We start from the raw sequence: 25,035 nt of genomic DNA on the forward strand, positions 1-25,035 counted from the left end.
TTCCCGGGACATCTCATCGATGCACCCGTTTTCTAGGTCCGGATATCGGGCTCAGGAAATTCTCAGAGAGCGGAGTTCGGAAATTACGTCCCGTTTTCGGCTTTTTGGCGGCAGTTAATGAGTAGAAGCACTCTCTCGTTCAGGAGGCCCCTCATGACTGCCCCTTCCCGCCGCCCGCGCTCTGGCACCAATGCCGTGCAGATCCCCTCGACCTTGTGGCCGCTGGGACCCGACCCGCTCGATCCCGCCGATCGCTGGCCCGACCGGGCTCTGGTCCACACGATCACCGAATTCTCCGCGCCGGGCGCGCGGGTGATGCTGCTGGGCTGGCCCGCCCCCACCGCGCGGGGGACGCTGCGGATCATCGAGTCCGACACCGCCGCCGCACTGTCGACGATCGGGGATCTGGGCCGCCACGGACTCGACGCACCCGCCGGCCGGACGTGGACAGGCGCGCCGGTGGATCTGGTCGTCGCGAGCCTGCTCGCCGATCAGCTCGACCCGATCGCCGCCGCCGAACACATCACTGCGCTCGCGACCGACGTCCTCGCGATGGGCGGGTTGCTGGTCGTTTTCTCCCGTTGCCGACACAGCGACTCCGGAACCTTGTTCGACCCGGCCGGTTCGGTCGTGGCCGCCGCGCAGTCCGCCGATCTGCTCTACCTCCAGCACATCATCGCCGCCCCGATCTCCGGGCACCGGATCACCGCGCCCGCCTCGCCGACGCCCTCGAGCACCGCGCGCCACACGGTCGCGCACACCGACGTCTTCGTCTTCCTCCAGCCCGCCCATGGCTGAACCCACACGCCCTGTACCCGACCGGAACTCTCACGTGAAGGACGCCCGAATGTCGCTCGAACCGACCACCCCCGCCTCCGCCGACAGCGCCTCCGGCAGCCCCGCACAGACCGCCCCGGCCGTCGCGCCGGTGTCGGTGTGGGCCACCGCGCAGACCGCGCCCACCGCCCAGCGGCGGGGCCGCTACCACCCCGACAGCACCGCCCACCCGGCGAAGATGTTCCCCGCCATCGTCGCCCACGCCGTGAACACCTACACCCAGCCCGGGGACCTCGTCCTGGACCCGATGTGTGGAATCGGCACCACCCTGGTCGAGTCCCTGCATTTGGGTCGCCGCGCGGTCGGGGTGGAGTACGAGAGCCGGTGGGCGGAGCTGGCGCGCACCAACATCGAGCTCGCCCGCGAGGCCGGGATCGATCTCGCCGCGGACGTCTTCCACGGCGACGCCCGCAAGCTGGGAGAGCTGATCCCGGCCGAGCTACGCGGCCAGGCGAAGTTGGTCATCACTTCCCCGCCCTACGGCGATTCTCTGCACGGGCATGTGCGCGCCAACCGCAAAGACCCGGTAGTAAAGAAGAACCACCGCTATGGCCAGCTACTGGACCGAGGCAATTTGGCCAACGTCGGCCTCGGCCGCCTGCTGTCGGGATTCACGAAGATCCTGGCCGGGGCCGCCGACTACCTCGCTCCCGGCGGGTATGTGGTGATCACCGCCCGGCCGTGGCGTCAGCACGCCGAACTCGTGCCGCTGCCCGCCCACCTCTACACCTGCGGCGAGCTGGCCGGGCTGGTGCCGGTGGAGCGGTGCGTGGCGCTGCTCGGGCGTCTCACCGAGGGCGAACTCGTCGCCCGGTCGAGCTTCTTCCAGCGCGACTTCATCGTCAAGCAGCGCGCGGCAGGGCTGCCGATGCACCTCATCGCCCACGAGGACGTCATCATCCTGCGCAAGCCCGAAGCCACCGAGGCGACCGAACGCCGCCGCGCGGCAGGCCGGTTCCCGTTCGGCAGCGCGGCGACACTGCCGAGTGCCGATAGCACCGGCTCGGGATCGGTGGCCGCGTGAATCCCGAGCAGGGATGGCTGGGCCGGGCGCTTCTCGCGCCCGGCCGGGCCGTGGCCGACCTCCGCGAATCCCTCGAACACGCCCTCGTGTCCACCGATGCCCTGTTCCTGGTGGTGGCTGGTGTCGCGGTGCTCGCCGCGGTCGGGCTCGTGGGCCGGTGGCGGCGAGGCCGGCTGAGTGCGCGTGCCCGTCAGATCACCGTGCTCACCCCACCGGAGGTCGATGCCAAAGGCGCACTCTCCTTCTGGGCCCACCTCATCGGCCAGCTCCGCCCCGCGTGGGCGAGGACGCTGTTGGGGCAGCCGCATCTGGGGTTCGAGTACACCGTCACCCCCGAAGAGGGCGCGGCGATCCGGTTGTGGGTGCCCGGCGCGATCCCACCCGGGCTGATCGAGCGGGCCGTCGCCTCGGCGTGGCCCGGCGCGCACACCGACACCCTTGAGCCCGCTCGTCCGCCACTGCCGAACCCGGTCAAGGGAATCCGGCGGGTCGTGGCCGGAGGCGAGCTGCGTCTCGGGCGCCACGAGGGGCTCCCGTTGAGCACCGAGCATTCCGGTGATCTGGTGCGCAACCTGATCACCGCCGCCGACGATCTGGGCCCCGGCCACGCCGTGTGTGTGCAGATCCTCGCCCGCCCGGTCACCGGCCGCCGCGTCGCCCGAGCCACCCGCTCCGCGGCGAGCACGGGTACCCGGGCCGGTGTCGCGGCCGGACTACTGTGCCAGGCCCTCGACCTCCTCACACCCGGCTCGAACAGCGCTCGCACCTCCCGCGCTACCGCCGGGGCAGGAACCGGCCGGGCCAGCGACCGGCAGACCTCCCTCGAATACAGCGCCGCCGCCCGCGCGGCGGCGGCCAAAGCGCGAGGGGCGCACTGGGAAACGGTCGTGCGCTATGCCGCCTCGATCCCGGTCTCCACCGACCCCGCCGAGATCGACTCGACAGCGGCAGCGCGGGCGGTGGCGCGCGGGCGCGCCGATGCGCTCGCCACGACATTCGGGGCGTGCACCGATCACAACTACTACCGGCGTCGCCGTCGCCCTTTGCGCCTTCAGCGGTTGATCCGGGAGCGGCGTCTCGGGCGTGGGGATGTGTTGTCGGTGCCGGAGCTGGCCACGATCGCCCATCTGCCCACCGAAGACGGGCTACCGGGACTGCAGCGTGCCGGAGCCCGCGCTCTGTCCCCGGCCCCGGAGATCCCCGTCGGTGGGGAACACACGAAGCCGTTGGGGATGTCGGACACCGGCACTCGCCGCCCGGTCGCGGTCAAAGTCAGCGACGCCCGCCACCACCTGCACATTCTCGGTCCCACCGGCGTCGGCAAATCCACGCTGCTGGCGCGCACGATCCTCGATGACGCCGAGGCCGGGCGCGGGGTGATCGTCATCGACCCGAAGGGCGACCTGGTCACCGATGTCTTGTCGCGGCTGCCGTCGCGCATGGGTGAGCGGGTAGTGCTCTTCGACGCCGACGCTTCCAGTGCTCCGCCGTGTGTGAATCCGCTCGACATCGGCCGGATCGGGCGCGCCGGAATGGATCTCGCGGTCGACAACCTGACCACGGTGTTCCGCCGGATCTTTCACCAGTGGTGGGGGCCGCGCACCGACGACATCATGCGCGCGAGCCTGCTGACGTTATGCGCCCAACCCGGCACCGCCACCCTGGCCGACCTGCCCCGTCTGCTCACCGAGTCCGCCTTCCGTTCCCGGGTCACCCGCACCACCACCGATCCGGTCCTGCGCGGGTTCTGGGACTCCTATGAACAGCTCTCCGACACCGGGCGTGCCCAGCTCACCGGCCCGCTACTGAACAAACTGCGCGCCTTTTTGCTGCGCCCGTTCGTCCGCGCGGCCATCGCCGGTGGCCCGTCGACCGTGGACTTCGGCGATGTCCTCGACCACGGCGGCATCTGCCTCGCGCGGTTGCCGAAGGGCTCACTCGGCGAGGAAACCTCACGGCTGGTCGGGTCACTGCTGGTCGCCCGGACCTGGCAGGCGGTGACCGCCAGGGCCCGGGTGCCCGCCGCCGACCGGCCTGACGCCGCGCTCGTGCTCGACGAGGCACAGAACTTCCTCAACCTGAGCACGCCGATCGAGGACATGCTCGCCGAAGCCCGCGGACTCCGGCTCTCTCTGCTGCTGGCGCATCAGAACTTGGGTCAGCTCTCGCGCGAACTGCGCGACGGTATCTCGGCGAATGCGCGCAACAAGATCGTCTTCGCCGTGTCCCCCGATGACGCGCGCGATCTGGCCCGGCATACCGACCCGTGGCTGTCCGAGCACGACCTGTCCCATCTCGACGCCTTTCACGCTGCCGCGCGGCTGTTGGTCGACGGCCGCAACGCCCGCCCCTTCACCCTCACCACCCGCCCCCTGGACCCACCGATCCCCGGACGCGCCCGCGAGATCTCCGCCGCCGCACGCGCCCACATCACCGCACCCGGCCCCTGACCGCGACGAGTGACCCGGTCACGCATAGCGCGCCTCACCAACTACCACCGCCCGTCTTCTTTTCATCCTGAGAAAGGTTGTGCCACCGATGCTTTCCCGCCCCGCCCAGCAGGCCGACAACCGCCGACCCCGCCCCGACAACCGGACCAGGCCCCGCCCCCTCGATCCCACCGCGCTCGTCTCCCGGCTGACCGAGCGCGACCGCTGGATCCTGCGCATGCTCTACGAACACCGCGTCTTGACCACCAACCAGCTCACCGACCTGGCCTTCCCCACCCAGCCCATCGCCCTGCGACGGCTCAACCTGCTCCACCGCTACGGCGTCCTCGAACGGTTCCGCCCCTGGCGCGCCCGAGGCAGCGCGCCAATGCACTGGGTGCTCGCACCGGCCGGAGCCGGCGTCCTCGCCGCCGAAGCCGGAATCACGGTGCGCGAGCTTGGCTACCAGTACCAGCGCGCGCTCGCCATCGGGCACAGCCTGCACCTGACCCACACCCTCGGCGTTGTCGAGTGGTTCACCGCCCTGATCGCCCACCCCGCCCTCGATCAGCGTGGCGACCCCGCCCAAGTCCTGGCGTGGTGGTCCCAGACCCGCTGCGAGCGCCTGTGGGGAGACCTCGCCCGTCCCGACGCTTGGGGCCGCTACCGCCACGCCGAAGCCGTGCTCGACTTCTACCTCGAATACGACCTCGAATCCACCACGGCGCTGTCGCGGGTCGCGGCCAAGCTCACCGGCTACGCCGAGCTGGCGCGCACCACCGGCGTCGTCGCCCCCGTCCTGCTGTGGGTGCCTAGTAGCGCCCGCGAGACCAAAGCCCGTGCCGCGCTGCACCGAACATGGGAACGGCTGCCCGACCCCGAGGCAGTGCCGGTGGCCACCGCCGCCGCCGAACTCCTGGCCCCCACCCACGAGGCGAGCCCCGCCGACCAGGTCTGGCTACCACTGGAGACCGACACCGACCGCAGGTCGCATCTGCACCAGCTGGCCACCATGTGGCCCCGGCGCACCCCGCCCGCCGCCGACAGCGAACTCGACCCCGGCTGGGTATCCCAGAGCGGCGTCGTCGCCTTGCCCCCACCCGCACCCCGGCCACCGACCTACGAGTCCTGGTGAGCTGACGATGCTGGTCAAGGCACTCGGGGCAGGATTCGCCGGGTTCGTGTTCCTCACCGTCGTCATCGCGACCGTGGTCACCACGGTCATCGTGTTCGACCAAGCGCTCACAGCACCCGCCCCGGGAGCTTCGACCGGCACCGGCTCCACCCCGAGCCCCGAAGCACAGCAAGACATCCCAGCCGAGACGCTCGTGCTCTACCAGGACGCCGCCGGGGACTGCCCCGGCCTGAACTGGTCGGTGCTCGCCGCGATCGGCAAGATCGAAACCGACCACGGCCGCTCCACCCTGCCCGGCGTGTCCTCCGGCGAGAACAGCTCCGGGGCCGGTGGGCCGATGCAATTCCTGGCTCCCACCTTCGACTCCGTTGTCTCGCGACACCCGTTGCCCGCCGGTGGAGCGAACCCGCCCTCACGCTACAACCCCTCCGACGCCATCCACGCCGCCGCGTTCTACCTGTGCGACTCCGGCGCACCCGATGACCTGCGCGCCGCGATCTGGGCTTACAACCACGCCGACTGGTACGTCGACCAGGTCCTCGACCAGGCCGCCCGCTACCGCGCCACCGACACCTCAGGCGGCGACTGCCAGACCGCCTCGCCGCCGACCCCTGCTGCTGCACAGGTGGTCTCGTTCGCTTGTGCCCAGCTCGGCTTGCCCTACGTGTGGGGCGGCAACGGGCCTGAGGTGAATGGCGGCTGGGACTGCTCGGGACTGACCCAGGCCGCCTACCGCGCCGCCGGGATCTCGATCCCGCGCACTACCTACGACCAGGTCCACACCGGCACGCCGGTATCCGAAGACCAGCTCGCCCCCGGCGACCTCGTCTTCTACGGCACCGCCGCCGACGTCCACCACGTCGGGATCTACCTCGGCGCAGGCCAGATGGTGCACGCACCCACCTTCAACGAACGCGTCCAAGTCTCGCCCTACCGGTGGAAAAGCGACGACTTCTACGCCGCTAGGAGACCCACACCCACCCACGACGATGGTGTAGGTTCGCATGTTAGCTGACATCTTCTCAATCATTTGGCATCGACCTGGCGAATGCGTCAGATCGGTGAGAATTCCGTGCGGCGTGTCGGCCGATTGCTTCTGCTGGACAGCGGGAGTGTGGTCGGCATGAATGAAACACGTTATATACCAACCGGTTTCGGCGCTTCTCGGTCGGATGATGTGCTGGTTCGGTACCGGAATTCTGATGGTCGTTTCGTGGACGCGACTATGGCTCAATTGCCGGTCGAGGATGTGCTGGCCGGTCTGCCGGTGCGCGAGTTCCGTTCGTATAAGGGGCGTCGGCATTATTCGGGCTGGTATTGGTCATCGACTACCGGGACGCATCTTGTGTACGAGAGCCGTCTGGAATTGGCGAGACTGCTTGTAGCGGATCAGGATTCGACGGTCGTTGCGATCGCGGCTCAGCCGTTTCTGCTGGAGGGGTCCGATGGCGTGCGGGTCCGGCGGCATGTGCCGGACCTGTTGCTGGCCCGTGCGGACGGCACGGTGACGGTGGTCGATGTGAAGGCGCCTTCGCGTGTGGCCGATCCGAAGGTGGCGGCGCAGTTCGCGTGGACCGAGAAGCTTTGTGCTTTGCGAGGTTTCGGTTTCGAGGTGTGGACCGGAATGGATGCCGTCGAGCTGGAGAACCTGCGATTCCTGGCCGGATATCGCCGCGAGTCGACGGTATGTCGGGAGTTGATCGCGCCGGTGCTGGAATCGGCGGCCGAACCGGTGAGCCTTGCGGTGTTGGAGCGCGGCCTGGCGGGGCTGGCCGTTTCGTCGTTGGTGCGGCCGGTCGCGCTGCACTTGCTGTGGCGGTCGCGGATGCGGGCGGATCTGAGGTGTCCGCTTGATGCCGACACCGTCGTTTCGGTGGGAGCGGCGGCATGAGCGCGCGCACGGTCACGATCGCGGTGGGGATGACGTTGCTGTTCGACGGGGAATCGGTGCGGATCGTCGAGTTCGACGGTCGCCGAGTCACTCTGCGTCACAGTGACGATCGGTTCAGCAGTGTTGCGGTGTCGGAGTTCGTCACTCGCGCCCGCGGCACCGAGATCGCCGAGGCCGGCGCGGATGTCGATCCCGGCCTGGTGCTGGCCGGGTTGTCGCAGGCCGAGCGTGAGAGGGTCGCCGAGCGCGCCGGGCATGTGCGCGAGGTGTTGACCGGCTATCGGGCCGGTCACCGTGACGCTGCGGCCGATGGTGAGCCCCGTGCCGAGTACGCGCAGACGGTGGCGCTGATCGAGCGCTATCGGGCCAAGGCCGCCGAACTCGGCATCGGGTTGCGCACGATCCAGCGGTGGGCTGCGGCCTATCGCGCCTGCGGCGAGGCCGGGCTGGTCGACGACCGCTCCCGCAAGGGGCGTTGGACTTCGGTGGATCCACGTTGGGACGCGGCACTGCGGGCGGAAATCGTCGAGGGCGTGGCCAAGTCGACTCCTTCGCGCGCTGCGCTGTTGATGCGGGTCACGCAGCGGATCGAACGCGAACACGGCGCCGGTGTGGTGCCGATGCCGTCGACGGCGACCGCGTATCGACGGCTGGAGGTGCTGGCCAAAGGCACCAATGCGGTCAATGGATCAGCGCGGGGACGTCGCTCGATCGCCGATCGCCCGCACGGGGTTTACGGTCGGCTGCGCGCGACGCGGCCGGGCGAGTATGTGGTGCTCGATACCCAGGATCTGGATGTGTTCGCGATGGAGCCGGTTACCTGCCGGTGGTTGAGAGCACAGTTGACCGTCGCGCAGGACCTGTTCGACCGCCAGATCGTGGGGTTGAAGGTCACGGCCGTGTCGACGAAGTCCGTCGATGTCGCGGGAGTGTTGTTCGAGGCGGTCACCGGGCAGAGTTCGGGACGGCCGGCGCTGGGGTCGGTGCACGGGTTGCCGGATCGGCTGGTGTTCACCGAGTTCGGTGAACACACCTTGCAGTCGTGGTGCCCGCCGGAAACGTTGGTGGTCGATCACGGGAAGGCGTTCCTGTCGGCCCATGTGATCGGGGTGTGTTCGCGCCTGGGTATCTCGATTCAGCCCGCGCAGCCACGCAAGCCCACCGACAAACCGACGGTCGAGCGGTTCTTCCGGTCTCTGCGCGAAGGGCTGATCCAGCATCTTCCCGCCTACAAGGGCCCGGACCTGCACAGCCGCGGCGAGGCAGTGGCCGAGCAAGCGTTCTTGTTCCTGCATGAGCTCGAGGACATCATCCGGGACTGGGTCACCACGGTCTATCACCGGTGCGCCCATGACGGACTGGTGGTGGCGCAGTGGCCGGATCTGGCGCTCTCGCCCAATGACATGTTCGCGCTCGGTCTGGCCAAGGCCGGGGTGTTGCGTATTCCGGCCTCCCCGGATCTGGTGCTCGAGTTCTTGCGAGTCGAGTGGCGCACGATTCAGCACTACGGGGTCGAGATCGAGGGCCGCCGCTACAACGGTGCCGCGTTGGACCCCTACCGCAACGCACGCAGCCCCTACGGCGGAGTCGCTGCGGGCAAGTGGCCCTTGCGCGTCAACGACGACGACGTCCGCGTGGTGTTCTTCCAGGATCCCGAGGATTCGACCTGGCACCGACTGGTCTGGGAACACGCCCCGATGCTGGGCACCCCGTTCTCCTCCGAAGCCGCCCGCTACGCGCGCGTCCTGGCAACACGCGATGACCGGTTCGCAGACCCCGTGCAGGCGTTGAGCGAGGTGCTGGGCCGGTGGAACGCCGGGGAGGTGATCGATCGGCGCGAGCGGCGCATGGCCGCACGGCTGTCGGCCGAACGCAGCGGCGTCCAGGCGATCGCCGATCTCGGTGAAACCGTCGCCGGAGCATCGCTGGGCGCGGTCGAGCCGAGCGCGGAGATCCGCGGCGACGACGACACCGACGAACTCGATGAGAGCTACTGGGCGGATGCGTTGGAGGTGCTGGAATGAGCAGCGCCTACAGCTTGTCTCGCAAGCAGGGGTGGCGTCGATTCGTCGACACCAAACCCCGAACCCGTCCCGACGCTCTCACCGCGGAGGCGCTGGCGCGCCTCGGTGAAGACGCGTTGTTGGACTACAACGATGCCCGTTGTGACTGGCACGCGAACTTCGGCACGATCGCCACACCTCAGCTGACCGCGGTCCGCGACGAGCTCGAGCTGATCGTGGCGTCGAATCGCCAAGATCCCGACCGGGTGCGCGGGGCGGCGGTGCTCGACGGCTACCCCGGCCTGGGCAAGACGACGATCGTGAATCTGTTCGGCCGCGACTTCCACCGCTCGGCGATCCACCGGGTCGGGGATCTGACCGGTGAAGGCCACGAACACATTCCGGTGTTCCGGGTCGGCCTGACCTCCAACACCACCTTGCGCACGTTGAACAAGATGATCTGCCAGTTCTACGGCCATCCGGCCGCCGACCGTGGCAGCGCCGCGCAGCTGGCCACCTACGCGCTCGATTGCGTGCTCTCGTGTGAGACGCGGGTCGGGATCATCGACGACATCCACTTCATCCGTCACGACTCTCGCGACGGGCTGGCAGTCAGCAACCACCTGAAATGGCTGGCCAACGAGCTGCCCGTGACGTTCATCTACGCGGGAGTGGGACTGGGCGAGCGCCGGTTCTTCGAGGAAGGACTCACCGGCCGCCATGCCGCGTTCGCTCAGAGCGGCCGACGTTGGACCCGCTTGAGTGTCGAGTTGTTCGACCGCGACGAACACTGGCGCGCGCTGGTCAAGGCCGTCGATCGCCAGGTCGTATTGGCTCGATCGCGTCCAGGCCAGCTGAGCAGGCAGGCCGACTACCTGTTCAGCCGAACCGGCGGGCACATCGGTTCGCTGATGACCCTGATCAACAGGGGCTGCTTCAAGGCTATCCGGACAGGCACCGAGGCCCTGTCCAGGGACCTTCTGGACAGCGTCCGCATCGACGAGACCGCCGAAAAAAGCTCGCGCCGAACAATATCGGCATCGGTCAAGGCGGTGACTCGATGAGCGCGGCCATGACCCTGCCGCTGCGGGTCGCGATCGGCGAGGGCGAGGCAGTCGACTCCTGGATCGAGGCGCTGGCCCGCCGCAACGGCACCTCCCCACTGGCGGTGCTGCAAGCCCTCGGCGCCCGCCCCGGTCTGCGCAACACTCGACAGCTACTGGGAACCACCGCCGACGAAGCGATCCTGCGACGCCTCGAACATGCCGCGGGCCTGCCCGAGAACAGACTCGACGCGGCAGCGGCACGCGAATGTGACTGGGCGACACAGCTGTTGGTTTCGGGCCGGTCCCGTTTCTGCCCACAGTGCTTGGCCGAGGGCGGTGGCCGCTGGCCGCTGATCTGGCGGTGGAAGTGGCAGCTCGTCTGCGGTGAGCACAACCTCTTGCTACACGACAGCTGCCCGGTCTGCGCCGACACCCCACGTCGGCTCCTACTCGGCGGGCGAGACCCTATCCCGCCCGCGGCCTGCGGCTACGGTCCCTCACGCGGAAACCGCTGCGGCAACGACCTGACCGCGGGATCGACGCGGCGAGCACCCCGAGAAGTGCTCGACACCCAACAGTGGATCCACGACCACAACACCGAGAACCCCGCGACCACAGCCTCCACCGGGTCGCCGCGGGAGTCCGAATTGACGCTGGTCTCGGACTGGCTGCGGGGCATCGACCTCGACAGCGTGACCGCCGAAGCACACGCGATCAATCCCGACCGCGAACCGACGACCTATCACCCCGACGGCAACCCGCGATATCTCGATGCCGCTCTGACCGCCGCGCTACTGGGCCGCGCGAAGAACATCCTCGGCACCCACGACGAACCCGCGATCGCCTTCATCGGCGACATTCACGCGAAAAACCCCGCACCGAACCGGTTCCCACCCCGACGGATCGAGTTGAGGCGATGGCAGAACGCATCCGGGCGCTTTCCCAACAGATATGTGCGCGCGATCGATCCCGATCTGGGCGCGTTGACCCGCCTGCGGCTCAAGAGCCCGACAGCGACTGCGATCCACGTCGGCGGCCAGACCACCGCCCGGCAGCGGGCGCTACCGCAACTGCTCTGGCCGGAATGGTCGGCCCGACTGCTGCCCGCGAGCGGATTCCACGCCGAACGGTTCCGCGCCACATTAGCCACACTGCTACTGGTCCCCGGCAGCGCTGTCGGCCGCGCTCACCGCACAACGCTGAATCCGAGAGTCAACCCGGGCAACTGCACCGCTCTGCTGCAAGGCATGGCGAAACTACCCGGCGGGTCAGCGGTCACCGACGTGATCACCGTGCTCTGCCGAATCGCGGACTACCTCGACAGCGCCACCGTCCCGATCGACTACCAGCGCCGCCGTGAGGTGGTTCCGGCCGAAGCGATCACCTGGCAACGATGGCGGGACCTGGCCTGCGAGATCGGAGCCCACCCGGGCGAACAAGGCAAAGGCCTGGGGCGCATCCACGTCGTCCAACGCCACCTACACGAAATACTCACCGGCGCAGATCTATCCGACCCAAATCACCCGCTGGTATTCCGCAGCCCGCAAGACCGCGGCACCTACACGACCGCCCTGGGACAGTTCACCCCCCACTTGCGCCGCGCCCTGCGCGACTACGGCCAGCAGTTGCTCGCCGAACTCGGCATCGAGGAGCCGATCATCTGGTCGCCACCGGCCGAGCTCGCCGACGGGCTGACCCTGCCGGGCATCGACCCCACCGACCTCGACACCGACAAGATCCGCCGACTCGTCCTCGACGAGAAGCGCGCCCCGAGCGCGGTCGCCGACCTTCTCGGGGTTCACATCGAACACGTTCGCCTCGCGCTGGAAGGACTCGACCGGCCTGTCCGGCAATGGTCCAAACACACCGCTCCGGTCTCCTGGAAACTCGACCGCGACGCCGAACGGACGCTGACCCGGGAATTCTTCGAGCGCGAGTACATCCAGAACAAACGCACCCTCGCCGACATCGGTGAGGCAACAGGATTCGGCAAACCACGCGTCAGCCGCATCGCCAAAGGACTGGGCGTCACGTTGCGCAAAGGCGCAGACGCTCACCCGATCGACCAGGCATGGCTTCGACAGCAATATTGCGACAAGCTGCGCTCCACGGCAGACATCGCCGCCGAACTCGATGTCGATCAGATGGTCGTCAACAACGCGCTTCACCGTTTCGCCATCCCCACCCGGCCGCAAGGAGTTTTCAGCCGAACCGAATTCCTCGCCTCCCTTCCGGACATGGTGCCCACACGAGTCCGCACCACCGTCGAAGGTCGGCTACACGGATGGCTGCGTCTGCACCGGTTCCGGATCGCGATGCAATTCCCCAACCTGCTCACCGCCCAGAAATACCTCGGCCGATCCGTCGCCTTGATCACCCAACTCCAGCAACTGGAGAAACATATCGGCGGCCCTCTCTTCGACCGATCCGAACTCGGCAGGCACCAACACCCCACCGCTCTCGGCCGGGCGTTGCTCGAGGATCTGGAAGACGACAACGTTGCACAGCTGATGATCCAAGCACTCGGCGCCAAGGCCCTGCCAATGCCCGATGCCGAGACCATCGCAGCAGCTGAGGCAGCGGTCTCCAAACTCGCACGGCAAACAGACCCCACATCACCACAGAGCCGATCAGCAGCAGAACTCGCGAGACAGACCGCACAACAACGCAAAAGCGACTACCAGCAGATCTTCGCCGACCTCCAAGTCGAACCGGTGTCCATCAGAGCCGAAAGCAGCCTGATCATCCTCCAGGACCTGCTCGGCGCTGCCAGCGATGAATCGCACGGACTCGCAGTCCTGCAACGCACAGGATTCACCGAGGGCCCCGTCTATCAGGCCCTCAACAGATTCCGCAAAGCGGGCTGGCTGACCGTTCATCTCGAAACCCACGCAGCCCGCCGCGCCCGCATGGGCGGCTCCACCCAAACATCCCGGCGCAGAACCTTCTTCCGCCTCACCCGAGACGGCCGCAAAGCCGCCGAACGAGTACTGGCAAACGCCCAACTCCGAGAAAACGTCAAACCAGTGAGAAGAAAACCCCGCCAAACACATGAGACACAACAGCATTCGAGCCGGTCATGAGGAGCAGCGATGCCAGCTATCACGCGAACCTACAACAACCACAACTCCCCCGCCGCGCCCTGAACACCACCACCTTCGAACGGAGAAACTCCATGCGCCACCACCACTCTCGAACCATCCGCGTCGCGCTGTGCGCGGCCGTCGCCGCGACCACCATGACCGCCGGTGTCGCCGCCGCAGAACCCACACCCGACCGCACCGGTACCCAGTGCCCGCGTTGGACCGCGCTGCTGGCATTGGGCACCTACGAAACAACCACCAACGGACAGACCACACCGGGGGAAATCCTCACCCAGCTCGGGGAATCGCTCACCGCCCGCTACGGCACCGATATCGAGGTCCGCACGCTCGCGCCCACCGCTGGTGCGGGGTCGGTGAGCAGAGCCGACCTCACCGCGGCGGTGAAAGGGCTGTGCTCGGACACCCGAGCCGTTTTGGCCGGCTACGGCCAAGGCGCCGAGGTCACCGGCGACCTCGCCACCACCCTCGGCAACAAAGGCGGCCCGATCCCGGCCTCCCGCGTCATCGCCGTCGCGCTCGTCTCGGACCCGCGCCGCGATGCGACCACCGCCCAGCTCGGCACCCCGGTCTCCGGGCAGGGCGTCACCGGGCCACGCGCGCAGGGCTTCGGCGAACTGACCGACCGGGTCCGCACCCTGTGCCTCGACGGAGACAGCTACTGCTCGACCACCGCCGAGTCCTCGCCTGTCCTCGCCGCGGTGAGCCGCGCCCTCACCACCGCCACCACGACCACTCCGGCTCCTACCAGCACCACCGCGCCCACCACCACGACGAAAGCCCCGACCACGACGACGAGCACACCGACCATCAGCATCGGGTCGGGCTCAACCGGGCAGATCAGCGTGTCCCAGGTCCTCGCCCAGGTCGTCACCGTCCTCAGCGGGCTCGCCAGTTTCACTGCGAACGTGCCCGCGATCGTGGCCGACCTCGCCCAGCTGCCCGGGCTGGTCACCGCTGGAGACGTGCGCGGCGTGCACCGCGTCTCCGGGGACCTGAACAACCAGTTCGCCCCGCTGATCGAGCTTGCCGATGGACTCGACCTGCGCCTGGTAGCGCGGGCGCTGGCGTTGGCCGCGCCGCTGGACACCACCGGGGTCGCCACGATCGCCGCCGAGATCGTCGGTGTCCTGGCCGGACTCGACATCTCCCGCATCGCCACCGATGTCGGCCGGGCACAGGAGATCGCCTGGACCGCCGTGGAATTCCTCGCCGATGGCGACCCGGTCGCGGCGGTGCTGACGCTGACCGGGCTGGCACCGGTCGCCGCCGATCTCGTCTCGGCCACCGCCGCAGCGTTCACCGGCGGGCAGTTCCCCACCCTGACCAACACCTACACCGCCACCACCGGCGGCACGGACACGACGGGCAGCGCCACCGGCACGGATGCCGGTGTTCCGGCTGCCCAGGACGGCCACACGGCCACGTTCGACGCCACCGGCTACAACACCGCCGCGCCCATGCTGACCGACTGGATCGCCCAGGCCATCGACCGCAGCAAGTAGCCCGAGCCCGCCTGCACAGCGCATATAAGACGGCCCGTGGTGCCGAGCGGAATGCTCGGCACCACGGGCCGTTTCAGCGGGCAGGCGGGTCAGGAGATGAGTGGCGGCACCGCGCGCAGACCCGGCGCGGCCGGGCCCCTGTCGTGGCGGAACCGCCACGACGGCAACGCCCTGTACATGGTCACGGTCTGCTCGTCACCGTCATTGCCGCTGCCACTGCCGCCGTCGCTGGTGTCCCCGCTGTCCTGTTCGGGCAGCTGGTCCAGGGTTGCCACGACCACCTCGCGGGCGGCTGTTTCGAGGTCGCCGTACAGGGTTCCGGTCAACGGGCCGGTCATGACACGCACCGCACCGCTGTGTGGGAAGAACTCACCGTCGGTGGTCACCTGCTCGTAGCGCAACGCGATCGGCACCCACGGCACCAACGAGGCCAGCACGGGCATCTGCAGCTCCCGCACAGCCGTCTCGGCGATGGCGATCCACAGCTCGAGGCTGTCGGGGGCGTGGCTGGAGTCGGCGTACACCTGGTACAGGGCCGAGGCGAGGACCTTGGGGGTTGGGGTGGAGTACATAGTCGAGCACCTTTCTCAGGGGGTTAGATTGAGAGGGCGGTGTCGGACTCCCCGGAGATACGAGCTCCGGGGATTCCGGCATCGCCCAGTTTCAGGACGCGAGGGTGAATTTCTTGGGGGCCGTGCTGGTCTGGCGCGCGGTCCCGCCATCGGTCAACTTGACCAGGGCGTTGTGGACCGCGCCGCTGGAGCGGGCCAGGGCTTTGCCGATCTGGTGTGGGGTGAACTCCTTTCCGGGGTTTTCGTGCAGGAAGTCCTCGACCTGTCCCCGCAGCGCACCGGCGGGCAGGCGTTCGACCGTCGACTCCGCGTCGCCCGCAGCGCCGTTGTGGGCCGCCGCCGGGGGTTCCGGGGCCACGGTGGCGGGATCGTCCCCTGTGGGGGCGGCTACCGCCGTCTCCGGCGTGGTGTCGGGCGCGGGGTCGGCCGGGGCCGCCTGTTCGGCGGGGGTGGCCGGTTCGGGCCCGGTGGGTTCGGCCACAACGGGTTCCGGGGTCACGGGGTCGGCCGGTGCGGACTCCGGTTCGGCGGGTGTGGTGGCCACCGCTTCCGGCGCGGCCGGGGCCGGGGCCGGTTCGGGTTTCGCTCCGGCGGTCCAGCTCTTCCCGGCCCGAGGCTTGCCCGGATCGGTGGCCGCCCACACGGCCCCGGCGAGTTCCCATTCCGTCAGCAGATGCCGCGCCGCAATGGTCCCGATGGCCGCAATTTCCGCCAGATCGGCGGTGGTGCTGCCGGGGTGGGTTTCCAGCGCCTTCCACAGTGCCCGAGCTTCGGCGCTGTGCAACGCGGGCACCCCCGCCGCCGACACCGTCGCGGATTCGGTTGCAGGCTCGCCGGTTTCGGGCGTCGATCCGACCGGTTCGGCCGTCTCAGGAGACACCGCGCCCGGATCGGTGGGTTCGGCCGGGCACGGATCGGCGGGCGTGGTGGGGGCCGGGTCCGGTTCGATGGTGGCGGGTGTGCCCGTGCCCTGGGTCCAGGTCTTGGCCGCGCGGGGGGATGCGGGGTCGGTGTGCGACTTTGCGCACCCGGCGGTTTCCCACTGGGTCAGCAGACGCCGCGCGGTGGACTGGCCGATCCCGGCGATGTCGGCCAGTGCGGCGGTGGTGTTGTCAGGGTGGGCGCGCAGCGCCGCCCACAACGCCCGGGTGTTGTCTCGGCGCGGCACCGGCACCGACCGCGAACCGTTTTCCGGGGTGGGTGCGGCCGTTTCCGTGGCCACGGCGGCGTTCTTGGTTTTCGACATGGGGGTTCCTTCCAACAAATGGGTGTGGTGAATTCGGTGATGTCCCCGGGTGGGGGACGGAATGCGCACCGATCGGGGCAAATTCCCCGGGCGGTCGGTGCCGTTCCGGTTTCCATGACCGCTCGATAGGGCCTGTGATGTCAAGCGGAATGTGGAAATTGAATCCGGTCGCGAATTCCTCTCGTCTCATTCCGTAATAGCCTCGGCGCGAGCGGAATTCGAGTCGCCAGTGTTGACTCGGGGATGGCGAGGCGCCTCACGCCGGCGGCCTCGCCGCGGGCGCGTGGCACGCGAGCCGCGGACTCGACGTACGACCCGGTCACGGGTGCGCCGGTGACGAGTCGGCCGTGTCGGTGCCGGGCTCGCCGGAGTCGGCCTCAGCAGGTTCTGTGTTGCCGGTGGCGGGTTGGGTGTCGAGGGCCTCGCGAAGTCGTCGCCCGCCGCCGGTCAGCTCGTAGTCCACATGGTGGTCGAGTTCCCAGCTTTCAGCGCACTCGACGCAGATGGTGCAGCCGTGCGCGCAGCGCCACGTCCTGCCTACCAACAGGATTCGGCCGGGCGGGTCGTCGCTGTCGCGCAGCCTCACCACGACGTAGGCGTTGCCGCTGAGTTTGGCTCCCGGTTTGATGACACCGTCCTCGTCGTGGGTGCGAGTGTCTTTCACGGAGTGCTCCTGTTCGGGTTCGGTTGGGGCGCTGGCGGGTTCACCGGGCGAGGCGGGTGTGCAGGGGGCCGGTGGTGCGGTCGAGCCACACCGTCGCCGCGTGCCCGTGCGAGCCCCGACGCAACCTCTCGGCGGCCCCGGCGGCGTAGGCGGCGATGTCGTCGGGGTGCACGAGGTGGATACGCGGGGCGGCATAGCCGCCCGTGCCGCCGGTCACGTGCGCGACGGTGAACATGCCGCGCTCGTCGTGCGTGCCCGAGGCGTAGATGACGAACTGGTCGCCGGTGACGGCGTTGGCGATCACGTAGATCGCGTCGAGTGCGGTTGTGGTGGGAATGGCGGGATCGGTCACGGTGTCTCCTTGGTTGCCGCCCCGGGTGCGGGGCGGGGTGGGTGGGTGATGGTTGGGCCGAACCGGTGGCCGATGTCGGCCCGGTCCGGGTACCCCTGGGCGTGCTGCACACCCGGGGCACCCGGTGTTCAGGCGGCGGGTTCGAGTGGACTCAGCGGGTCGACTCGCCCGCGCTTGTGCCATCCGTCAACCTCTGACCGGTTCAGTCAAAGGCGAGGTACTGCCGGATTTCCGGGGCTGAGAGCCGACCGCTGTCGATGAGGTGCTGCCGGGTTTCGGCGAGGTGCCCGAGACCGTCATCGATGTCGGTTCCCTCGTGCTCGATGGGGTCCTCGGCGTCAGGGTCGCGGAAACGGCCCGCGCGCAGCATGGCCGCGATCTCGGTCAGGCGCTGGGCGAGGGTTTCCGCCGTTTCGGCGGTTCTTCCTGGTCGCTGCGCAGCTGGGCGAGTGCTTCGTCGCGTTTGGCATCCCGGTAGGCGCGCATCCGGTCGAGCCACTGTGCCGAGGGGTCCTGGTGTGCGGGAACGAGCAGCCACGGGGCGGCGAAACCTCGCCCGCCGGTAGCGGTTTCGATCACGCACTCGGGAACGTGGTGGTCGAACACCTGGAGCACGACGCCGCGCCAGGTGCGGTTGTGGAGGCCGGTGACCTCGTCGCCGACCTCGATCGGGCAAACCACCTCGCCGCGGGTGTCGGTGTCGGCGGGGGTCTGGTCGATAGCGGTGGTGTCGGTCATGGTGAGTGTCTCCTGTCGTTGCCGCCCCGGGCCGGGGCGGGTGGGGTGTTGGTGGGTGATGGCAGGGCCGCGCCGGTGACCGGTAGCGGCCCGGTCCCGGGCGCGGTGTGCGCCCGGGGCCCGGGGGCTAGGCGGCGCGCACGGCGGCAGTGATGGCGCGGGCGATCGCGGTGGCGGTGGTGGCCGGGTCGGTCACCACGTGCACGGTCGCCCCGTTCAGCGGAGTCGGGGCCCCGGGCCGACCGGGGCGTCTGCCCGTGTTCGGGGCCAGCCACAGCACCGCGCACCCGGCCGCGCGTACGGCGTCGAGTCGGCGCTGGGCGGCGGCGCGTTCGTGGGGTCGGTAGATGCCGTCGGAGATGATGACCAGCAGCCGCGTCGCGCCGGGCCGTGACAGGCCGAGGGCCCCGTCGAGGGCGACCGTCGCGGCAGCGAGGGCGTGGTATTTGTCCGGGCAACCGAACTCGGCGACCTGGGCGGGGGCGGTGCCCGGGTAGGTGACCGGGGTGACCTTCGCGCCGAAGGTCACGGTCGCGGTGGTGGCGGGCATCGCGGCCAGCTCGGCGGCGCGGGCGATGATCCACGCGGCCGAGGACACCGGCGCGGCGAACGCACTCATCGAAGAGGACACGTCGCACGCGATGCCGACCTGCAGCGGCGGGTACGGGCTCGTTCTGCGGGAGGTGCGGGTGAACGGTTCGGCGGTCGGGATGGCACCGGCCGCGAGCTGGGCTTGCCGGGCCAGCACACCCCGCATCCGCACCCGCCCCGGCGGGACCACCGAGGTCGTTTTCACCGTGGAGCGTTCGCGGGCGGCGGCGGTGTCCAGCGCGCGGGCCAGCACCCGCGCGGCGGTCTGTTCCGTGGTTAGCGGGGTACGGGTGCGGGCTACGGTGCGCGAGCGCCCCGGTGTCTCACCGTCGCCGAACACGTGCTCGGCCATCAGCTGTGCCTGTTCGGCAGTGGCGGCGGCGGCCTCGCGCGCGGCGGCGGCGGACTCGGCCGGGTCGGCGGGCACCGGGTTCGCCGCGACCTCGGCAGCGATGGCGGCGGCGGTGGCCTCGATGGCCGCGCCCAACAGCGAGGCCGGTATCGGTGTGGCGTGCGGTTCGGGGCCCACGATGTCGAACCAGCGCCGCCCGAGTTCGAGCATGGCGGCGGTGTCGATATCGGCCACGGTGTGGGCCTCGCGCCATATCGCACGCAACTTGGTGAGGGTGTCGGTGCCGAGGATGGACTCGATCTCGCGCACCAGCGGCGCGCATTCGGACTCGGTCAGTACCCCGGCGTCGATCCGGCCGAGCACGAGGGCGGCGTTGTGGGCGGCGGCGTAGGCGGTGCGTGGGAGGTGGGCGGCGGCGGTTTGGCCGCCGTTGTCGCCGATCACGATCTCGGTGGCGCTGGCGCGCAACCAATGCCGGTCATCGGGGCGGCGGCGAATCTGGGCGGCCTCGATGCGCGACTCTTCCAGCAGTTTCGCCGCCTTCACCACCTCCGGGTGTGCCAGCAGCGGGGCCCGCCACACCGAGTGTTTGGCGTGCGCGCACTCGTGCACCAACGCACCCCACACCGCCGGGTAGTTGTTGCGGTCACTGTTGCGGGCCGGGCGCGCGGCGGCCGGGTCGATCTTGAGTCGGGACCCGTCGAGTTCGATGGCGGCCAGCGCTGGCACGAACACCGCCGGGTGACCGAACGCGGCACCGGGCGCGATGCTCACCGTCAGGTCGTCACGGTCGGCGATCGGCGGAACCTCGGCGGTCATGGCGGCCGACAGGGTGGCCCATCCCCCGGTCACCGGCACAGACGTCGGGGCGGAGGTGGCAGGCGTGGCGGCGGGGGCCGCCCCCGCCCCGGCGGCGGCCGGGGCGGAAGCGGTGCCGGTGCCCGGGGTGGCGGGCGCGGCGGGGCTAGCGGGGGCAGGGGCGGCGATCACGTGGCCGGTCATGGCAGGCAATACCTTTCGGGCGTGCGGGCGGCGGGTAGTAGTTAGAGGCGGGGGCCGAGGGCGAGCGGGGTGTGGGTGGTGCCGCACACGGTTTTCATCACGGCGGCCACCACGTCGCGGTCCTCTTCGGGGGCGGCCCCGAGGAGGTTGGCCATCGCGGTGTCGGGGTCGGTGGCGGCGGCGATCTTGCGGAACGCCAGCAGCTCGCGCAGTTGCGGGGCCCACCCGACCTCGCCCTTGGCCTGCCGGGCGGCCAGCTCGCGCGCCACTTTCACCGCGCGTCGTTCCACCCCGAGCTGGGCGGCGAGGTCGAGGTCGGACACCACGCGCACCTGGAACGCGAACCGGGAACTCAGCGCGTCGGACAGGATGGCCCCGTGCACGCCGGGGTTGTGCCCGGCCACCACGAAGAACCCGGGCTCGGCCTTCACCACCGTGCCGGTTGCTTTGACCACCAGCTCTTTTCGCCCGTCCATCGCCGGATACACCGCCGCCAGCACGGTCGGCGAGATCAGGGTCGCGTCGTCGATGAACAGCACCCGGCCCTCTTTCATCGCCCGAACGAGGGGCCCGTCCACGAAAATGAAACGGCCGTCGGGGGTTTGGGTGTACTCGCCCACGAAATCGGCGACCGTAGTGTCCCCGTCGCCCTGCACCGTCAACAGGTCGCCGTAGGCGGCCTCGATGAGCGAGGTCTTCCCGGTGCCGGGCGGACCGTACAGCAGCACCGGAACCTCGGCCGCGCGCATGGTCTGCAACACCTCCACATCGGCGCGCCCGGCGAGCTGGCGCAGGTGGTAGTCCTGCCCGTTCGGCCGGGCCACCGTGTTACCCGTGCGGGCCGGGGCCGCCGGGGCGGCGGGCGCGGCCGGGGCCGGGGTGGCGGATTTCTTGGTGCGGCGGGCCGGTTTCGGCTTGCTGGGGGCCGGGGCCGCCGGGGTGGCAGGCGCGGCCGGGGCCGGGGCGGTAGCGGCCGGGGCGGCCGGGGTGGCGGCGGTAGTCGTGGTGGCGGTGGCGCGGTAGCGGCGGGGCGCGGCCGAGGTGCGTTCGGCGTGCCCGGCGGCGGTCAACGCCTCGAGAGCGTTGCCGACCGCGCCGGAAGACCGGCCGAGCCCCGTGGCGATTTCGCGGGGCGACTGTTCGCGGACGGGGTCGGCGGCCAGCGCAGCGGCCACCATGCGGCGCAGTTCACCGTTGGGCAGGCGACCGGCGGCCGGTGCAGCGGTAGCGGCGGGGGCGGGTGTGGTGGGCATTGCGACTCCTGCAATTCCGGTTCCGAATTCGTGGCCGTTTTCGGCATACGTGCGGCGTGGCCGCCATTCGGATTTCTGCGAATTTCCCGGCGAATTCCGGGAACGTGGTCGACGCTAGCTCGACCTCGAACAGCCTCACAACCCCGAAAACAGCTCAATTTTCCGGAATTTTTCCGGACAACCGCGAGCCCGACTACGCAATTCCGGAATGCGCCATGCAAGCAGCCTCACCAGCGCACACCACACCTCGGCCGACAAAGACCCAAAAAAGACAATAAAATTACAAATTGGAGGAGCGGGGAAGATCGCGGAAGATGGAGATACAGCAGCGGGAAGCGAGTCATTCGAGAGCACGGCCAACCACGCGAGAGAGCCCGCACGAGCATGTCTATCCATCTTTGTGGATAGACAATCCCCGATGATATCCGCGCGGATATCCGCCGCCCGACCTGCCTATATGACTCGCAGAGGGTGCGTCGTTCCAATCTTCGCACCGAATCGCGCATCGAAACCCACCATGGAACGACGCACCGATCTTTTTTCATCGAGCCACTCAGGCTCACCGCAGCTACACCCACAGCCGAGCACGGAGTGTTCAGCGGCGAGGAAACCGTCCCGAATACAATTCGATTAGACATTCCACTACCCCTGGCACGCATTTTCAGTCAGTGCCAGAACAACCGGAATTCCGGCTTCTACATTAATTGACATGCCGCGCGAGCGGTAATGGACGCCAGCATTCAACTCTATTTCTGGGCGCTGCGGAGCTGTTCGAGGAGTTGGCGGGTTTCTGGACTCGGACGCTGCCCAATCTCGGAAAGCCGCCGGGTCAGGAGTCGGTAGGTGCGGGTGAGTGCGGCGGTTTCCCCGCGACGGGCGTGCAGGCGTAGGAGGTCGTGCCAGACCGCCTCGTTGTAGGGGTCGTTTTCCACGGCGGTCTCGAGCATTCCCAAGGTCGCGTCGAGGTCGGTGCTGCTACGGGTCGCCAGCCAGCTCAAGGCGTTGAGCGAGGTCCGCCGGGCCGATTCGCGCAGGGATTGAACCCAGGTGTCGGTGAGGTCGCTGGCCAGCTCGCTTGTGGCCAGCGCCGCGATACAGCGGGCGGCATCCGCCTGCTCGGAGTCGCTGCGCGCGTGGCGACGTTGAGCCACCGCTGCGTTGAAGTCCCAGTAGTCCACCCCCACCTGGCTCGACAGCCGGACCTGGGTGCGGTCCTCGGCGAGTACTTCGCTGACCTGTCCGCCGGTGGCGGTGCCCAGCGCGGCACGCAAGCGGCTCAGGGTGTTCGCCAAGGCGCTGCTGCCCCGGGTGCCGGGCCGCTCACCCCACAGCCGCTCGATCAGCTGCTGGCGTGGCAAACCCTCGGGATGCAGGGCGAGCACAGCCACCAGTTCGCGGGCACGCGGTTGTAGTTGGGTGGTGATTTCCACGCTCTCACCGGTTTCGGCGTCGTTCCAGAAGATGCGGGTGGGCCCGAACACCCGCACTGCCAGCGCGGGCGCGCCGTCGGCCGGTGTCGGCCCCGGTGCAGGCTCAGTGGTCTCGAGGTGCGGGCTCGGCTCGGGCACCGCGGCGAGGTCACCTTCTGCGGGTTGGCCGGCATCCTCGGCCGCCACCGCGAGCACCGGTTCAGAGGCCGGTGTTTCGGTGGTATCGACCACGACGGGCTCACGCGGGCGAAGGCGCGGCGTCGGCACGGTGGCGGGGTCGATGGCATAGATCCTGGGCGCGTCCTCGCCGCGGCGAGTGCGCCGCACCGGACGGCCTTGGTGGCGGGCAGATTGTCCGATGTGGGGTGGGTCGAACTGGCCGGTGCGTTCGTAGCGGCGCAGTTCGATCTCGACGGCGGTGATGGTGCCGCGTGCGGGCGGGATGAGGTGCTGGCGGGAGCGGCGGCCGGTCAGCAGGGCACGGGCACCGGAGCGGGAGACCGGCAGCTCGCCGACGACGGGGAATCCGATCGCGTCGATGTAAGCGCGGCTGCCGCCGATCACCACTAGGCCCCGGGGGCGCCGACGGCGGGTGAGGTCGAGGACCCGCTGGGCGGCGGTCTCGGGGTCGATGTGCTCGGCGCGGACCACGAACAGGGCGGAGTCGGCGGCAGCGATGACCGGGTGCGCGGGCGCACCCGGCTCGGGGACACCGCAATCGGCGAACACCACCGCGCCGAACCCACGCCAACCCCGGTCCAGATCCGTCAGTAGCGCAGCAGCCGGGACCGGGTCGTCGGGGGCATGCCCGGGCGGGGCTGCCAGGAACGCCTGCCCGCCAGGCAGATACTGCACGTGCTGGCCCAGCAGCTCCCCTGTCATGGGCACACCGAGGGCGGTTCGGCGGGCCAGGCTCGCCGAACCCAGATAGGGGTCCGCGCCGACCATGTCGGCGAGCTGGCCGCCTGCGGGGTCGGCCTCGACGATGAGGGCGGTTTCGGGTCCGGGCCAGGTGTGGGCGAGCGCGACGGTGGTCGTGGTGGTTCCCGCGCGCGAGCTCAGTCCTGCGACGGCGATCAGGTAGGGCGCCTGCGGCCTCATCGGTGGGCTCCTATCCCTGCTTCTGGACGTTGGAGATCAGCAACGCGCCCCCGCTGTCGGCGGGTCGGGTGTTGATCAGTTGGAGGTAGTCGGTCCGGGTGCGGTCCGGGCGGATCTCGGCGATGTGAACGTTGGCGGTGGTCGGGGCGATCGGGGTGATCGCGACGCAGTGGCGGGTACCGGGCGGGATCGAGGCGATTCCCGCGGCGAGTCCCTCGAAGGTGATGCCGCTCTCGGGCGCGAGCAACGGCATCGCCTTCCCGGCGTCGCGGTGGATGTAGTAGGCGGCCTCGAAGGAGGCGATCACCCCGGCCAAGGTCGTCGGGTCACCGGCCTGCTCGGTGACCACCTCGCCGGTGAGCCCGGTGCACGGGCCCTGCACTGGCGTGGTCGAGGTGGGTGGTGCGGCCGTGGCCGGTACTTGCGCTCCGCTGTCGCCGGTCTTCCCGGGCGATGCGAGCAGCACCCCGGCCAGGACGGCGATCGTGGCCGCCAGCGCGGCCCAGGCTCCGCGCGGCAGCCGCTCCCCTAGCCCGGTCCCCCAACGGGGAATCCCGGGGGTGTCGGCCGCGCTGGGAGTGTCGCGTATCCGGTGGTACCAGAACTGCTCCGGCAGGAGCGGCTCGTCGGGCTCACCGAGATCATGGTCGGTGCCGGTGTCGGCGACGAGGCGCAGGTCCACAACAGCCGGGGGCAGCTCGACCCAGGCGTCGACCTCGTCGTCCTCGTTCTCAGGTGGGTTGCGCGGGTACCTCGGCATTCA

General features: G+C 69.4%; 20 protein-coding genes. 10 read left to right on the top strand and 10 right to left on the bottom strand.

The window, feature by feature from the left end:
* The first annotated feature begins 153 nt into the window (after positions 1-153).
* The 10 genes from K8O92_04600 (at position 154) to K8O92_04645 (ending at position 14,971) form a co-directional block, all read left to right on the top strand.
* Positions 154-798: a hypothetical protein gene (locus tag K8O92_04600; protein UAK33273.1), complete on the top strand. Its 645-nt coding sequence runs from the start codon at positions 154-156 to the stop codon at positions 796-798.
* A gap of 49 nt (positions 799-847) precedes the next feature.
* Positions 848-1,861 carry a site-specific DNA-methyltransferase gene (locus tag K8O92_04605; protein ID UAK33274.1) on the top strand — a complete coding sequence of 338 codons (1,014 nt, stop codon included), beginning with the start codon at positions 848-850 and terminating at the stop codon, positions 1,859-1,861.
* The gene (locus K8O92_04610; protein UAK33275.1) at positions 1,858-4,311 is read left to right on the top strand and encodes a DUF87 domain-containing protein; all 2,454 of its coding nucleotides are present in this window, start codon (positions 1,858-1,860) and stop codon (positions 4,309-4,311) included. Before K8O92_04605 ends, K8O92_04610 begins: the two co-directional genes overlap by 4 nt.
* An 88-nt stretch (positions 4,312-4,399) precedes the next feature.
* Positions 4,400-5,425, top strand: coding sequence for a replication-relaxation family protein (locus tag K8O92_04615; GenBank protein ID UAK33276.1), 1,026 nt, complete (start codon positions 4,400-4,402; stop codon positions 5,423-5,425).
* A 7-nt stretch (positions 5,426-5,432) separates the two neighbouring features.
* Positions 5,433-6,440, top strand: a complete 1,008-nt coding sequence (locus tag K8O92_04620; GenBank protein ID UAK33277.1) for a bifunctional lytic transglycosylase/C40 family peptidase — start codon at positions 5,433-5,435, stop codon at positions 6,438-6,440.
* A gap of 162 nt (positions 6,441-6,602) precedes the next feature.
* Complete coding sequence (locus K8O92_04625; GenBank protein ID UAK35432.1) at positions 6,603-7,316, top strand: TnsA-like heteromeric transposase endonuclease subunit; 714 nt, start codon at positions 6,603-6,605, stop codon at positions 7,314-7,316.
* Positions 7,313-9,340, top strand: coding sequence for a transposase (locus K8O92_04630; GenBank protein UAK33278.1), 2,028 nt, complete (start codon positions 7,313-7,315; stop codon positions 9,338-9,340). The genes K8O92_04625 and K8O92_04630 overlap by 4 nt, the downstream gene beginning before the upstream one ends.
* Entirely contained in the window at positions 9,337-10,383 is a 1,047-nt protein-coding gene (locus K8O92_04635) for a TniB family NTP-binding protein (GenBank protein ID UAK33279.1), read from the top strand. Before K8O92_04630 ends, K8O92_04635 begins: the two co-directional genes overlap by 4 nt.
* Positions 10,380-13,448 (top strand): TniQ family protein, encoded by a 3,069-nt coding sequence (locus K8O92_04640; GenBank protein ID UAK33280.1) that lies wholly within the window; start codon positions 10,380-10,382, stop codon positions 13,446-13,448. Before K8O92_04635 ends, K8O92_04640 begins: the two co-directional genes overlap by 4 nt.
* A complete protein-coding gene (locus tag K8O92_04645) occupies positions 13,445-14,971 on the top strand; it encodes a cutinase family protein (GenBank protein ID UAK33281.1) in 1,527 nt (508 codons plus the stop codon). Before K8O92_04640 ends, K8O92_04645 begins: the two co-directional genes overlap by 4 nt.
* Positions 14,972-15,060: 89 nt before the next feature.
* On the opposite strand, the gene K8O92_04650 is transcribed toward K8O92_04645, so the two are convergent.
* The 10 genes from K8O92_04650 to K8O92_04695 all read right to left on the bottom strand — a co-directional run bounded on the left by K8O92_04650 (position 15,061) and on the right by K8O92_04695 (position 25,032).
* The gene (locus tag K8O92_04650; protein ID UAK33282.1) at positions 15,061-15,543 is read right to left on the bottom strand and encodes a hypothetical protein; all 483 of its coding nucleotides are present in this window, start codon (positions 15,541-15,543) and stop codon (positions 15,061-15,063) included.
* A 91-nt stretch (positions 15,544-15,634) separates the two neighbouring features.
* Positions 15,635-16,789 (bottom strand): hypothetical protein, encoded by a 1,155-nt coding sequence (locus tag K8O92_04655; protein UAK33283.1) that lies wholly within the window; start codon positions 16,787-16,789, stop codon positions 15,635-15,637.
* A 319-nt stretch (positions 16,790-17,108) separates the two neighbouring features.
* Positions 17,109-17,453: a hypothetical protein gene (locus tag K8O92_04660; protein ID UAK33284.1), complete on the bottom strand. Its 345-nt coding sequence runs from the start codon at positions 17,451-17,453 to the stop codon at positions 17,109-17,111.
* Positions 17,454-17,493: 40 nt separating this feature from the next.
* Positions 17,494-17,805, bottom strand: a complete 312-nt coding sequence (locus K8O92_04665) for a hypothetical protein (GenBank protein ID UAK33285.1) — start codon at positions 17,803-17,805, stop codon at positions 17,494-17,496.
* 202 nt (positions 17,806-18,007) lie between these two features.
* Complete coding sequence (locus K8O92_04670) at positions 18,008-18,175, bottom strand: hypothetical protein (protein UAK33286.1); 168 nt, start codon at positions 18,173-18,175, stop codon at positions 18,008-18,010.
* Positions 18,176-18,189: 14 nt separating this feature from the next.
* On the bottom strand, positions 18,190-18,543 hold the full coding sequence (locus tag K8O92_04675; GenBank protein UAK33287.1) for a hypothetical protein: 354 nt from the start codon (positions 18,541-18,543) through the stop codon (positions 18,190-18,192).
* Between the two features lie 127 nt (positions 18,544-18,670).
* On the bottom strand, positions 18,671-20,305 hold the full coding sequence (locus K8O92_04680; GenBank protein UAK35433.1) for a VWA domain-containing protein: 1,635 nt from the start codon (positions 20,303-20,305) through the stop codon (positions 18,671-18,673).
* A gap of 224 nt (positions 20,306-20,529) precedes the next feature.
* Positions 20,530-21,741, bottom strand: a complete 1,212-nt coding sequence (locus K8O92_04685; protein UAK33288.1) for an AAA family ATPase — start codon at positions 21,739-21,741, stop codon at positions 20,530-20,532.
* 746 nt (positions 21,742-22,487) lie between these two features.
* The gene (locus K8O92_04690) at positions 22,488-24,272 is read right to left on the bottom strand and encodes a hypothetical protein (protein UAK33289.1); all 1,785 of its coding nucleotides are present in this window, start codon (positions 24,270-24,272) and stop codon (positions 22,488-22,490) included.
* Between the two features lie 10 nt (positions 24,273-24,282).
* Positions 24,283-25,032: a hypothetical protein gene (locus K8O92_04695; protein ID UAK33290.1), complete on the bottom strand. Its 750-nt coding sequence runs from the start codon at positions 25,030-25,032 to the stop codon at positions 24,283-24,285.
* Positions 25,033-25,035: the final 3 nt, after the last annotated feature.

This window comes from Nocardia asteroides (genome assembly GCA_019930625.1).
Lineage (GTDB): Bacteria > Actinomycetota > Actinomycetes > Mycobacteriales > Mycobacteriaceae > Nocardia > Nocardia sputi.

Excerpts from the sequence above, each read along its gene's own strand:
- K8O92_04695 (UAK33290.1), bottom strand. The coding sequence starts at position 25,032 with ATGCCGAGGTACCCGCGCAACCCACCTGAGAACGAGGACGACGAGGTC.
- K8O92_04630 (UAK33278.1), top strand. The coding sequence starts at position 7,313 with ATGAGCGCGCGCACGGTCACGATCGCGGTGGGGATGACGTTGCTGTTC.
- K8O92_04635 (UAK33279.1), top strand. The coding sequence starts at position 9,337 with ATGAGCAGCGCCTACAGCTTGTCTCGCAAGCAGGGGTGGCGTCGATTC.
- K8O92_04615 (UAK33276.1), top strand. The coding sequence starts at position 4,400 with ATGCTTTCCCGCCCCGCCCAGCAGGCCGACAACCGCCGACCCCGCCCC.
- K8O92_04675 (UAK33287.1), bottom strand. The coding sequence starts at position 18,543 with ATGACCGACACCACCGCTATCGACCAGACCCCCGCCGACACCGACACC.
- K8O92_04640 (UAK33280.1), top strand. The coding sequence starts at position 10,380 with ATGAGCGCGGCCATGACCCTGCCGCTGCGGGTCGCGATCGGCGAGGGC.
- K8O92_04670 (UAK33286.1), bottom strand. The coding sequence starts at position 18,175 with ATGCTGCGCGCGGGCCGTTTCCGCGACCCTGACGCCGAGGACCCCATC.
- K8O92_04655 (UAK33283.1), bottom strand. The coding sequence starts at position 16,789 with ATGTCGAAAACCAAGAACGCCGCCGTGGCCACGGAAACGGCCGCACCC.
- K8O92_04620 (UAK33277.1), top strand. The coding sequence starts at position 5,433 with ATGCTGGTCAAGGCACTCGGGGCAGGATTCGCCGGGTTCGTGTTCCTC.
- K8O92_04600 (UAK33273.1), top strand. The coding sequence starts at position 154 with ATGACTGCCCCTTCCCGCCGCCCGCGCTCTGGCACCAATGCCGTGCAG.
- K8O92_04680 (UAK35433.1), bottom strand. The coding sequence starts at position 20,305 with ATGACCGCCGAGGTTCCGCCGATCGCCGACCGTGACGACCTGACGGTG.
- K8O92_04645 (UAK33281.1), top strand. The coding sequence starts at position 13,445 with ATGAGGAGCAGCGATGCCAGCTATCACGCGAACCTACAACAACCACAA.
- K8O92_04650 (UAK33282.1), bottom strand. The coding sequence starts at position 15,543 with ATGTACTCCACCCCAACCCCCAAGGTCCTCGCCTCGGCCCTGTACCAG.
- K8O92_04690 (UAK33289.1), bottom strand. The coding sequence starts at position 24,272 with ATGAGGCCGCAGGCGCCCTACCTGATCGCCGTCGCAGGACTGAGCTCG.
- K8O92_04605 (UAK33274.1), top strand. The coding sequence starts at position 848 with ATGTCGCTCGAACCGACCACCCCCGCCTCCGCCGACAGCGCCTCCGGC.
- K8O92_04685 (UAK33288.1), bottom strand. The coding sequence starts at position 21,741 with ATGCCCACCACACCCGCCCCCGCCGCTACCGCTGCACCGGCCGCCGGT.